9 protein-coding genes are annotated in these 11643 nt (G+C 67.3%); 5 read left to right on the top strand and 4 right to left on the bottom strand.

The genetic code is table 11. The features are described from left to right. Positions 1–201: 201 nt before the first annotated feature. Both AC3WW4_RS15345 and epsE read left to right on the top strand, forming a co-directional pair. Complete coding sequence (locus AC3WW4_RS15345) at positions 202–2574, top strand: putative bifunctional diguanylate cyclase/phosphodiesterase (protein ID WP_488829322.1); 2373 nt, start codon at positions 202–204, stop codon at positions 2572–2574. Positions 2575–2731: 157 nt separating this feature from the next. Next, on the top strand, positions 2732–3544 hold the full coding sequence (epsE, locus tag AC3WW4_RS15340) for a polysaccharide export protein EpsE (RefSeq protein WP_488829321.1): 813 nt from the start codon (positions 2732–2734) through the stop codon (positions 3542–3544). 30 nt (positions 3545–3574) lie between these two features. On the opposite strand, the gene AC3WW4_RS15335 is transcribed toward epsE, so the two are convergent. Both AC3WW4_RS15335 and AC3WW4_RS15330 read right to left on the bottom strand, forming a co-directional pair. Next, positions 3575–4840, bottom strand: a complete 1266-nt coding sequence (locus AC3WW4_RS15335; RefSeq protein WP_488829320.1) for an RsmB/NOP family class I SAM-dependent RNA methyltransferase — start codon at positions 4838–4840, stop codon at positions 3575–3577. Further along, positions 4794–5771: a sterol desaturase family protein gene (locus AC3WW4_RS15330; RefSeq protein ID WP_488829319.1), complete on the bottom strand. Its 978-nt coding sequence runs from the start codon at positions 5769–5771 to the stop codon at positions 4794–4796. The genes AC3WW4_RS15335 and AC3WW4_RS15330 overlap by 47 nt, the downstream gene beginning before the upstream one ends. A gap of 154 nt (positions 5772–5925) precedes the next feature. Here AC3WW4_RS15330 and AC3WW4_RS15325 point away from each other — a divergent pair, with 154 nt between their 5' ends. The 3 genes from AC3WW4_RS15325 (at position 5926) to gshA (ending at position 9658) form a co-directional block, all read left to right on the top strand. Next, positions 5926–6957: an AraC family transcriptional regulator gene (locus AC3WW4_RS15325; RefSeq protein ID WP_488829318.1), complete on the top strand. Its 1032-nt coding sequence runs from the start codon at positions 5926–5928 to the stop codon at positions 6955–6957. Continuing rightward, the gene (locus tag AC3WW4_RS15320) at positions 6954–8000 is read left to right on the top strand and encodes a DUF2804 domain-containing protein (RefSeq protein ID WP_488829317.1); all 1047 of its coding nucleotides are present in this window, start codon (positions 6954–6956) and stop codon (positions 7998–8000) included. The genes AC3WW4_RS15325 and AC3WW4_RS15320 overlap by 4 nt, the downstream gene beginning before the upstream one ends. A 140-nt stretch (positions 8001–8140) precedes the next feature. Beyond that, on the top strand, positions 8141–9658 hold the full coding sequence (gene gshA / locus AC3WW4_RS15315) for a glutamate--cysteine ligase (RefSeq protein WP_488829316.1): 1518 nt from the start codon (positions 8141–8143) through the stop codon (positions 9656–9658). On the opposite strand, the gene AC3WW4_RS15310 is transcribed toward gshA, so the two are convergent. Continuing rightward, entirely contained in the window at positions 9625–10962 is a 1338-nt protein-coding gene (locus AC3WW4_RS15310) for a leucine-rich repeat-containing protein kinase family protein (protein WP_488829315.1), read from the bottom strand. The genes gshA and AC3WW4_RS15310 overlap by 34 nt on opposite strands. Before the next feature lie 34 nt (positions 10963–10996). After that, the gene (locus tag AC3WW4_RS15305; protein ID WP_488829314.1) at positions 10997–11626 is read right to left on the bottom strand and encodes a glutathione S-transferase; all 630 of its coding nucleotides are present in this window, start codon (positions 11624–11626) and stop codon (positions 10997–10999) included. Positions 11627–11643: the final 17 nt, after the last annotated feature.

The following is an 11643-nucleotide window of genomic DNA, read 5'->3' as shown; positions in this document are numbered from 1 at the left end:
CACGCGGAGGGGGCGATGATGGTACGACATCTGTCAGCCCCTGCCCGGCGGACAAGGGTCTGCACCTGACCTGACTTGGGGGGGAGGGCCGAGGATTTCCCGAAAATCCCGTGCTGAAATCGCATTTGCCAGCCTCGCGAACCGCGAAGTGTGGCTATATCGGGTTAGGCTGAAGGCCTGTATTGGGCACGAATGGCAGGGATGTACCAAGCGCACGATTCCGGTAAGCAGCATGGGCCAAAAGGCTGGGCGCAGTGGCGCCATGACGTGGTGCCCGACGAGGCGGTCGATGGGCCGCTGGCGGCGCATTTCCGGGCCCGTCAGATCAAGGCCCTGCTGCGCATGCTGCCCCTGGTCACGGCGGGCAACGCCGTCAACGTCATGGGCATCTCTTGGGTGTTCTGGGGCCGGCTGCCGCACCTGATCCTCGCCTTGTGGTGCTTTGCGGTGGTGCTGTCCTTGCCGGTGGCCGCCGTGTGGTGGCGGCGCCTGATCAAGTCAGCGCCCCGCCCGGTGGCCTCGCGGGGGGCGGCCCAGCTCATCGTGGTCCAGGTTGTGTGGTTTGCCGCCTTGTGGGCGGTGCTCCCCGCCCTGGTGTTTCCCGGAGCCGATCACGCAGGCTCTTTGCTGATTGCCGCCGTCGTGGTGGGCACCATCTGCGGCGGGGCTTTCCTGCTCAGCCCCATGGTGCCGGTGGCGTGGGCCTATGTGTTGACCCTCTCCACCGCCAGCATCGTGGGCCTGGCGCGATCCGGTGTGGCCGACAACCGCACCCTGCTGCTGCTGCTGGTCGTCTACGCCGTGATCATGTGCGCCGTGAGCTACTCCAGCGGCAAGGTGTTCGTCAGCCGCCTGCGGGCCGAGGCCGAAACCGACCGTCAAAAGCAGCTGATCGACCTGCTTCTGCGCGATTTCGAAGAGCACGCCTCCGACTGGCTGTGGGAGGTTTCACCCACCGGTCACCTGCGCCATGTCTCGGGCCGCCTGGCCGAGTCCTTCGGTCTGCCGCCCAAACAGCTGCTGCAGCAATCGTTCACCGAGCTGCTGGCCCTGATGGTGCCGCCCGACGACGAAGAGGCAGCCGAGGCCCTGCACCGGCTCACCACCTGCCTGCGCATGGGTCAGCCCTTCCGTGACCTGGAAATCCCGGTCGAGGTGGCGCACGACATCCACTGGTGGTCGCTCTCGGCCAAGCCCCTGTTCGACGACAAGGGACGGGCGGCGGGCTGGCGCGGTGTCGGCTCCGACATCACCCACACCCGTCAGGCGCGTGACGAACTGGCCCGCCTGGCCAATTACGACGCGCTCACGGGCCTGGCCAACCGCCACCGCTTCAGCACCGAGCTGGAGCGACTCAAGGCCGCCCCCGACGCCGAGCCACGGCCCTGTGCGCTGCTGTTTCTGGATCTGGACAATTTCAAGCACATCAACGATACGCTGGGCCACAGCGTGGGCGACCAGCTGCTGCGCCGGGTGGGCGGGCGGCTCAAGACCATCTTGGCCGAAGGCGACTTGCTGGCCCGCCTGGGCGGCGACGAGTTCGCCCTGCTGACCTGGCGCTACACCAGCCCCAAGAAATCCGGGGCGCTGGCCGAGCGCCTGCTCAACCTGCTCAACGAGCCCATCCAGCTCGATGACGTGCTGGTGGAGGTGCGCGCCAGCGTCGGCGTGGCCCTGGCCCCGCGCGATGGGCGCGATCCGCAGTCGCTGCTGCAGTGTGCCGACCTGGCGCTGTACGCCGCCAAGGCTGCGGGGCGCAACACCTTCCGTTTCTTCGACATCGGCTTGGCCGACAGTGCGCGGGCGCGGGTGCGACTGCAAAGCGAGCTGGGGCAGGCCCTGGCGGCCGAGCAGTTCCAGCTTTACTACCAGCCGCAGATGCATCTGGAGAGCGGCGAGGTCATCGGCTTTGAGGCCCTGGTGCGCTGGCAGCATTCCGAGCGGGGTCTGATCGGCCCGGGCGAGTTCATTCCCGTGGCCGAGGAAACCGGCCAGATCGTGCCCCTGGGCAACTGGGTGCTGCGTGAGGCCTGCCTGGCCGCCGCCAAGTGGCCCGAGAACCTGCGCGTGGCGGTCAACCTTTCGGCGGTGCAGTTCCGCAGCTCGTCGGTGCTCGATCTGGTGGACGAGGCCCTGTACCAAAGCGGCCTGGCACCCGAGCGCCTGGAGCTGGAGATCACCGAGTCGGCCCTGATCGAGGACCACGACGGCGCACAGGCCACGCTGATGGCCCTGCGTGCGCGCGGTGTGCGCGTGGCGATGGACGATTTCGGCACCGGCTATTCCTCACTGGCCTATCTGCGGCGCTTCCCGCTGGACAAGCTCAAGATCGACGGCATGTTCGTGCGCTCGCTCGACAGCGATCAGGACGCCCAGGCGGTGGTCACCGCCATCATCACACTGGCGCAGGCCCTGCGCCTGGACATCACGGCCGAAGGTGTGGAGACGGCCGAGCAGCTCGTGATGCTGCGCGCGCTGGGCTGTGGCGACGTGCAAGGCTTCCTGATTTCTCGGCCGATGCCGGGCCATGAGGTGAACGCCTATCTGGACCGCACCAACATGAGCCTGGCCTGAGGGGCCGCGCGGTCGGCACATCAGGGAAAGCGAGAGCCCCGACTCATGGTGTCCGCGGGCTTCTGACGCGTTTTCATCCAATTGCCACTGCTACATTGAGGCGCATGAGGGTGGCCCACACAGGGCCGGCCCGACCTGTTGATGTGAGGACCGAGCGATGACGAGAATGCGTGATGTGCTGAAGTGGCTGATGGCCACGCTGCTGATGGCCGTGAGCCTGGGTGCCTGGGCGCAAGAGAGCAACGCCTATGTGCTCGGCCCGGGCGACCAGATCCGGGTGACGGTGTACCAGAACGCGGATTTGCTGGTCGAGACCCGCATCCCTGAAGGTGGGGTCATCACCTTCCCGCTGCTGGGCAGCGTGGAGATCGGTGGGCTCACTGTGGCCGATGCTGAAAAGAAGATCGCCACCGGTCTGAAAGACGGCAATTTCCTCAAGAAACCCCAGGTGTCCATCCTGGTGATCGCCGTCAAGGCCAACCAGGTGTCGGTGCTGGGGCAGGTCAACCGTCCGGGCCGCTATCCGCTGGAGGCCGGCAACTCGCGCTTGAGCGAGGTGCTGGCACTGGCAGGCGGCATCGTGGCGGGCGCGGGTTCCGACATCGTGGTGGTGTCGGGCGTCCGCAATGGCGACGCCTTCCGCATGGAGGTCGATTTCCCCAAGGTGTTTGCGTCCCAGGGCACGGAAGAGGACATGCAGCTGCAAAACGGTGACACCATCTGGGTGGACCGCGCCCCGCAGATCTATGTGTACGGCGAAGTGCAGCGCCCCGGCGCCCAGGTGCTGGTGCGTGACACGACGGTGCTGCAGGCGCTGGCCACCGCTGGCGGCCTGACCTTGCGCGGCACCGAGCGGGGCATCAAGGTGCACCGCCGCGATGAGTCCGGCCAAGTCAAGATCATCTCGCCGGGCATGAACGACAAGCTGCAGCCGTCCGACATCATCTACATCAAGGAAAGCCTGTTCTGATCAGGCTTTCCGGCATCAAGGCCTGACGCGTCAGGCCTTGCGCTCCCACGCCGCGGCGTAAAAGCCGTCGGTGGTGTGACGGTGTGGCCACAGGCGCAGGTGGCCTGCTTCCGTGACCAGGGTGTCGGCCTGGGCCACGCCCGCCTTCTCCAGCTGCTCTTTCGCGTTCAGCAGCACGAAGTCCGGGTGGCTTTCGCTGAAGGCGTTGGCGATCACTTCGTTCTCAGCCGGCATCAGGCTGCAGGTGGCGTACACCAGGCGGCCACCCGGCTTGAGCAGGCGCGCGGCGCTGTTCAAAATGGCGGTCTGCTTGACCTGCAACTCTTCCACCGCCTTGGGGCTTTGACGCCACTTCAGGTCGGGGTTGCGGCGCAGGGTGCCCAGGCCCGAGCAGGGCGCGTCCACCAGCACGCGGTCGATCTTGCCGCGCAGGCGCTTGATGCGCTCGTCGTTCTCGTGCGCGATCTGCGTGGCGTACACGTTCGACAGGCCGCTGCGGGCCAGACGCGGCTTGAGGTTTTCCAGGCGATGGCCGGAGACATCAAAGGCGTAGAGGCGACCGGTGTTGCGCATCATGGCGCCCAGCGCCAGGGTCTTGCCACCGGCGCCGGCGCAGAAGTCCACGACCATTTCACCGCGCTTGGCACCCGTGAGCAGGGCCAGCAACTGGCTGCCTTCGTCCTGCACCTCGACGTCGCCGCCGGTGTACAGCGGCAGCTTTTGCAGCGCCGGCTTGCCCTGGATGCGGATGCCGATGGGCGAGTAGGGCGTGGGTTCGGCGATGATGTTGGCCGCGGCCAGCGCTTCGATCACGGCTTCGCGCTTGGCCTTGACGGCGTTGACACGCAGGTCCAGCGGGGCGCCGGCCGAGAAGGTGGCCACCAGCGCCCAGAACTCTTCGTCGCTCAGTTGCGCACGCAGGCTGTTGGAGAGCCAGTCGGGCAGGTTGTGGCGCAGCTTGTCGGGCATGGCGTCGCGATCGACCGCCTGGGTGCGGGCGACCCAGGTGGCTTCGTCGACCGTCATGGCCTTCTTCAGGACGTGCGGTTCGCCTTGCCAGGCCAGGATGGCCAGACGGCGCTCCATGGGGCCATGTCCGGACTGGGCCAGATTGGCCCACAGCAGGCGCTGGCGCAGCACCGCGTAGGCGGTTTCGGCCAGGGCGTGGCGCTCGCGCTGCCCCAACTCCTTGTGGCTGCGGAAAAAGTAGGAAACGATGCTGTCGGCGGGGGCGTCAAGCTTGAGCACCTCATGGACGAGCCGTGCGGTGAGGTCGAGAAGGGCGTTCGGATGCATGGGGCGGATTATCCCGCGTTCGCTCCCATTCGGGGGGCGCCCACGCGTGTTTCAGTCGTTCGTGCCACCGACCCGGGCGTGCCATGTCGCGCAGCATGGCCACCCACTCGTGGATCGTCAGCCAGATCGGGTTGTGGCTGTGCACCTGGCGCACCAGGCCGTAGTCGGGCGCTTCGGTCTCGGGCACGAAGGTGCCGAACAGGCGGTCGAACACGATCAGGGTGCCGCCGTAGTTCTTGTCGATGTAGCGCGGGTTGCGGCCGTGGTGGGCGCGGTGGTGCGAGGGCGTGTTGAAGATGAACTCGATGGGGGCGGGCAGTTTGCCGATCCACTGGGTGTGGACGAAGAACTGGTAGGCCAGGTTGATGGACAGGGCAAACAGCACCCAGCGCGGTTCGAAGCCCAGCCACACCAGCGGGGTGTAGAACAGCCAGTTGCCCGCAAAGCTGTAGAGCCAGCTCTGGCGCATGGCAGTGGTGAAGTTCATGTGCTCCGAAGCGTGGTGCACCACGTGCGCACACCAGAACCAGCGTATGCGGTGGCTGGCGCGGTGGAAGGCGTAATAGCAAAGCTCCACGCCCAAGAAGAGGGCGGCGAAGGTCCAGGGGGTGATGTCGATGGTGGTGAGGCGGTGGCCGTAGACGAAGGCCATGGCCGGCAGCACCAGCGTGAGCACGATCACCACGTCCAGCAGCATGTAGACGCCGCCGAGGTTGAGGCTGTCGAGCGCATCGCGCAGCGCATAGACGGGCCGGTCGGACTGTCGGTCGCGGCGCCGAAAGCGCAGCCACTCGATCAACACCGTCAACAGGAACAGCGGGGCCAGCAGCACCAGCAGCCACTCGCGCAGGTCGGAGTGGCCGAGCCAGGTGGGCAGCACGAACGGCAGCTGGATGTGCCAGGCGGCAAGCAGGGTGGCGAGGTCGGTCATGGTGGTCAGGTGGCAAACAGGCGTTCAGCTTGCCGTGCCGTGGCGTACCTTTCTTGACCGATCACGCCAAATTGGGGCGGGCGCCATGAGGCTCGTCCCGATGGTCCGGCGTCGCCACGCGCTGCATGATGCGTGCAGGATTTGTGAAAGCCCCATGGTCGATACCCGCGTTGCCTCGTCTTACGTTCAGCTCTTGCAGGAGTACCTGGTGCACCAGGGGCTGGACCCGCTGCGGGTGCTGGGCGAGGCGCCGGATCCCGAGGCTCATTTCGTGCCGATGTCGACCTGGCAGCGCTGGTTGGCCCGGGTGGACGCGCGGGAGCAGCGGCCCGGCCTGGGGCTGCGCATCGCCGAAGGCATCGGGCCGCGGCATTTTGGGGTGTTGGGCCATGCGGCGCTGGCGTGTGCCACGCTGGGCGAGGCCCTGCAGCGCCTGGAGCGATTTCACGCCTCGGTGTATGACGCCAACCCTGCCCAGGTGCAACTGGGGCCGAAAGGGGTGACCGTGGAGTGGGGGGTGGCGCGTGGGCGACCGGGGCCGCTGGTGGACGAGACCGCGATCGCCTCGCTCGTGCAACTGGCCCGTGACATGACCGGGCGGTATTGGCCGGTGCGCGAGGTGAGTTTCGTGAACCCGTCCCCCGCGGTGGTCCAGCCCTATGCCGATTTCTTCGGGGGCGAGGTGCGGTTTGAGGCCGAATGCACCCGCCTGGTGTTCAGTGCCGAGGTGCTAAGCCTGCCGCTGCGCAAATCGGACCCGGTCCTGCTGGCGCAATTGGACCGAGAGGCCGAGGCGTTGCTGGCCGAGGTGTCGCGGGTGCCGGCGGTGGTGGATGCCTGGCGCCGCACCCTGGTGCCCTTGATCCGCGAGGGGCGTACCACCCTGGCAGCCCTGGCCGAGGCCCATCACACCAGTGTGCGCAGCCTGCAGCGTCGGCTGGCCGAGCAAGGCACCTCGTTTCAGCAACTGCTCGATGACACTCGCCGCCACCTGGCCGAAGGCCATCTGAAAAACGCCCGGCTGGACGTGGCCGAGATCGCGCTGCTGCTGGGCTACTCTGAACAAAGTGCTTTCACTCGCGCGTTTCGCAGCTGGACGGGGATGCCCCCGGTGCAATGGCGTCGGCAGCGGCAACTGAACCGCGCCGCAGATGAACCGAAGCACATGAACAGGATGGAACGATGAGCACTGGGACGCGCGCCGCGCCACCAACATGCATGTCCGATCTGCCCGCACCGCCGCCGTCGGTCGTGCACGCGGGCCAGGTCGCCACGGGGCGTTATGCCGGCTGCATTCCACGCATCGACTGGTCGAGTCTGGCGGCGTCGCAACAGCGCTCGGCCTGGTGGCGCCGATGTCACCACAAGCGCTGGCAGTACGTGGGCCTGGCCGCCGAGCACTGGTTCATCGGGCTGGCCATCGTGGACCTGGGCTGGGCCATGTCGGCCTTTGTCTATGTGTTCGACCGCCAGCGCCGGCAGGTGGTGCTGGACTGGTCGCAAGACGGTTTGCCCTGGCTGTCTGGTGGGGTGAGCGATCAGCCCGTGCAAGGCGGCGAGGCGCGGTTTCGGGGCCTGGGCGCTGAGCTGTGCATCCGTCCTATGGCGCCAGAGGTGGCGCCGGACGCGCTGGCCGTTCGTGTGGTGGCAGGGGGGCTGCGTCTGCAGGTGGAGCTGGACCTGAGCCTTGCTCCTCCGTTTCTGCTGGCGGTGGGGCCGGTGCAGGGCGGCCTGGGGCATGCCACACAGAAGTCCCCGGGCCTGCCGGCCACCGGCTGGTTCGAGCTGAACGGGCAGCGACATGCATTGCAAGGGGCCACGGGCAGCCTGGACAGCTCGAACGGGCTGCTGGCGCGTGAGACGGCGTGGCGCTGGGCGTCGGCGCATGACCGGCGCCTGGGCTTCAACCTGCAGCAGGGCTACTTTGGCAACCAGGAAAATGTGCTGTGGCTGGATGGGGCCTTGCTGCCCTTGGGTGCCGCGCAGTTCGAGTTCGACCCGGCTCAGCCCATGAGTCCCTGGCACATCCACACCGACGATGGCAGGCTGGACCTGCGGTTCCGGCCCGAAGGGGCGCGTCAGGCGCGGCGCGATGTCTGGATCGCGGCCAGTGACTACATCCAGCCCGTGGGCACCTTCCATGGCTGGGTCCGTGCCGCACCCGATGGGCTGGCCATTCCGGTCGAGGGTCTGCTGGGGGTGACGGAAGACCATCGCTCGCGCTGGTGAGATCACACGGTCTTTGATGCAGGTCCAAAAAGGGCATTTGGGGCTGTCATGCACGTGTTGGCCGCTTGGCGCACAATCGGCGCCCGTGCAGCACCTTGTCGGGCGCTCACCTGTGTCGAGAGGAGAGGACTTTGCCCGGTATGACCCTGCATCAACGCTTGCGCACCCTGGATGCCGCACGCCTGCGTGGCATGAAGCGTGGCATCGAGAAGGAAGGCCTGCGCGTCGCGTCGGACGGTACTTTGGCGCGCACGCCGCACCCCGTGGCGTTGGGCTCGGCCCTCACCCATCCGCACATCACCACCGATTTCAGCGAATCGCAGCTGGAACTGGTGACGGGTGTGCACGACCGGGTCGAAGACTGCCTGAGCGAACTCACCGCTGTGCACCGTGTGGTGCTGCAGTCGCTGGGCGACGAGTGCATGTGGGCCGCGAGCATGCCCGGCCAGCTGCCGCCTGACGCGGAGATCCCGATCGGCTACTACGGCAGCTCGAACGTCGGCCAGGCCAAGCGGGTGTACCGCCTGGGGCTGTCGCATCGCTACGGCTCGCGGATGCAGACAATTTCGGGCATCCACTACAACTGGTCGTTCCCGGGCACCGACAGCGCCGACTACTTCGCGCTGATCCGCAACTTCCGGCGGCATTCCTTCTTGCTGCTGTGCCTGTTTGGCGCCTCGCCCGCAGTGACCTCGGCCTTTGCGGCAGGGCAGCCTCACGGGCTGGACACCTTGAGCGACGACACGCTCTATCTGCCTCACGCCACTTCGTTGCGCATGGGGCGTCTGGGTTACCAGAGCGATGCGCAGTCGGCCCTGTGCGTGAGCTACAACGACCTGGAAGGCTATGCCAACTCGCTGCACGAAGCCATGACCGTGCCATATCCAGCTTACGAGGCCATCGGCATTCGCGACGAACAGGGCGGCTACCGCCAACTGGCGACCAGCCTGTTGCAGATCGAAAACGAGTTCTACAGCACGATCCGGCCCAAGCGCGTGATCCGCTCGGGCGAACGCCCGTTGCATGCCCTGCGCGAGCGCGGCGTGGAGTACGTGGAGGTGCGCTGCATGGACCTCAATCCCTTCCTGGACGTGGGCATCGACGCGCACACCGCGCGTGTGCTGGACGTGTTCCTGCTGCACGCACTGTTGTCTGACAGTCCGCCCGACAGCACGGAAGAGGTGCGCACCCTGCAGGCCAACCATCTGCTGGCGGCTTCACGAGGACGTGAGCCCGGCCTGATGCTGATGCGTGATGGGACCCCCGTGAGCTTGCAGGACTGGGGCTTGGCGCTGCTCGACGAGGGCGTGGCCGTGGCCGAGGCGCTGGACCAGGCACAAGGCGGCGACGCCTACCAGACGGCCTGGGCGCAGGCGCGCCGTGATTTCCTGGCACCCGAGCAGCTGCCGTCGGCACGGGTGCTCGACGCCATCCGGGCGCAGCACGCCGGGCGGTTTGACGCCTTCGGTCTGGCCTGTTCGCAAGCGGTCAAGCAGAGCGTGCTGGCCCAGCCCTTGTCGGATGCTGAACAAGCGGCATGGCGTGCGCAAGCGCAAGCCTCGCTGGCCGATCAGGCGCAGATCGAGGCAGCCGACACCCTGGACTTTGAGGCCTTTCGCAAGGCTTATGTGGACCCGGCTGGCTTGACAGTGGCCTGAGCCACCTCGCGCATCAGAGGGCGGGCCTGCGAGTCCGGATCGACACAGCGGGCGTGCCACTGCGTCAGTGTGGCGAAGCGCGGGTCGGAGCGGTCGGCCGCGTCGACGCGTTGCAGCAGTTCTTCGAGCAGGTGCCCGAACGCGAGCGTGTCCAGGCGTTGCAGCGCGTGAGAGATCGGCGCCTGGCCGGCCGCACTCGGCAAGACCGACGCCGCCCCGAAGTCACCCAGCACAGCCTGACCGGCGCCGCGCCACAGGATGTTGTGGGCATACAGGTCGCCGTGCAGGATACGGCGTGCGTGCAGATGCGCGGTGGCCGCGGCGATGCCGTGGGCCAGCTGCCAGGCCGTGTCCATCGACCAGCGTGCGTCGGGCGCGTACACATCGCGGGTGCAGCTGTCCAGACTGGGTGGTCCGGCCAGCACGCACCACTGGGCATCCAACTGGGGCATCACCAATCCTTGCCGACCGTCTGGATGCCCGTGCAGCACGCCATGCACCGGGATCAGATGCGGGTGCGCGCCCGCTGCCAGGCAGGCTTGCAGCTCCTGTTCGGGCAGGCCATCGCTGGTGAGGGCGCCTTTGAACAGTTTGACGGCCACCGGCTCGGTCGATGCGGTCGCATCGCGCTGCCAGCTGGCCGCATGGATGTGGCCGGAGGCACCTTCGCCCAGCAGTGCCCCCAGCGTCAACGCTGACCACGGGATGGCCGGCCAGGATTGGGATGCAGAGGTGGGTGTCGCTTCAAACGGGTTGCCGCCATAGGCCAGCCACGCGAGCCGGGGCAGCGTCAGCAGCCAGTCAGGCAGGGCGGTCAAGGCATTGGCCGAGATCCGCAGCAGACCCAGTTGGCGGCAGGCGGCCATGCTTTCGGGCAGGGTGCGCAGACGGTTGCCTGCCAGCGCCACCTTTTCCAGACCGGTGCATCGGCCGATGGTGTCGGGCAGGATCTCGATCTCGTTGGCCGTGAGGATCAGCCAGCGCAAATGGGGGGACAAGGCCGAGGCGGGTACATGGCGGATGCGGTTGGACTTGAAGCCCACCATGCGCAGGCTGGGATGGGCGCCCAGGTGCTCGGGCACATGGGTGAACGCGTTGTCCGAGCAAAAGAGCACGCGCAGGCGATGCAGGCGGCTCAGGTCGGGCAGTTCGCGCAGGCGGTTGCCGCTGAGGTTGAGCACTTCCAGCGTGTCGGCCAGGGCGAACACCTCGTCGGGGAGTTCGGTCAGGCCGCACGACAGGTCGAGTCGGGTGATGTCGGCCAGTTGGCCTGCGCGCAGTCGGTTCAGGGTGTCGATGGACATGGTGGGGGCGTGAGCGGGGCCGATCCAGGGGCGATCAGCCTTGTGCGGCGCGATGATCCGGCTTGGCCATCACGGTGGCAAACAGGGGCAGGGCCAAGCCGCGTTGCAGCCAGGCACGCAGGGCAGGCAAGGCCCGGGTGGCATCGAACCAAGCGCGGTCGACCTGGGCAAACTGGCGCACAAAGGGCAGCAGGGCCATGTCGGTCAGCGAGCAGCGGGTGCCGAACAGCCAAGGCCGGTTGTGCAGCCGGGCTTCCAGATCGGCCAGGTGGGTGCGCACGGCCTCGTCGCGCCAGTCAGCCGCCGAGCGTTCCGGATGCCGCTCGGCGTACTTGTAGCGGTCGAGCAGCGCTTTGAACGGGCCATCGTTGCGGGCGATCAGGGCCAGCATCTCGTCCATCGGGGCGGCGTGCAGCCAACCCTCGGGGTCGTGCTGCGCCAGGGCCCAGCGCATGATGTCCAGGCTCTGCTCCAGCACCGTGCCGTCGGGCAGCCACAGCACGGGCACCGTGCCCTTGGGCGACAGGCGTAGCAGCTCGGCCGGCTTGTCGCGCAGCGACACTTCGTGCACCTGCACGGTCACACCGGCTTGCCACAGCGCCAGGCGCGCCCGGATGGCATAAGGGCAACGGCGGTAAGAGAACAGGATCGGCAGCGGATGCATGGCCTCAGAGGATGCGG

This window comes from Aquabacterium sp. TM01 (assembly GCF_057808345.1).
This window is presented reverse-complemented; position numbering and strand designations above follow the sequence as displayed.

Bases quoted from the DNA above. Each gene is read 5' to 3' on its own strand.
- AC3WW4_RS15345 (WP_488829322.1), top strand. From the start codon at position 202: ATGTACCAAGCGCACGATTCCGGTAAGCAGCATGGGCCAAAAGGCTGG.
- epsE (WP_488829321.1), top strand. From the start codon at position 2,732: ATGACGAGAATGCGTGATGTGCTGAAGTGGCTGATGGCCACGCTGCTG.
- AC3WW4_RS15335 (WP_488829320.1), bottom strand. From the start codon at position 4,840: ATGCATCCGAACGCCCTTCTCGACCTCACCGCACGGCTCGTCCATGAG.
- AC3WW4_RS15330 (WP_488829319.1), bottom strand. From the start codon at position 5,771: ATGACCGACCTCGCCACCCTGCTTGCCGCCTGGCACATCCAGCTGCCG.
- AC3WW4_RS15325 (WP_488829318.1), top strand. From the start codon at position 5,926: ATGGTCGATACCCGCGTTGCCTCGTCTTACGTTCAGCTCTTGCAGGAG.
- AC3WW4_RS15320 (WP_488829317.1), top strand. From the start codon at position 6,954: ATGAGCACTGGGACGCGCGCCGCGCCACCAACATGCATGTCCGATCTG.
- gshA (WP_488829316.1), top strand. From the start codon at position 8,141: ATGACCCTGCATCAACGCTTGCGCACCCTGGATGCCGCACGCCTGCGT.
- AC3WW4_RS15310 (WP_488829315.1), bottom strand. From the start codon at position 10,962: ATGTCCATCGACACCCTGAACCGACTGCGCGCAGGCCAACTGGCCGAC.
- AC3WW4_RS15305 (WP_488829314.1), bottom strand. From the start codon at position 11,626: ATGCATCCGCTGCCGATCCTGTTCTCTTACCGCCGTTGCCCTTATGCC.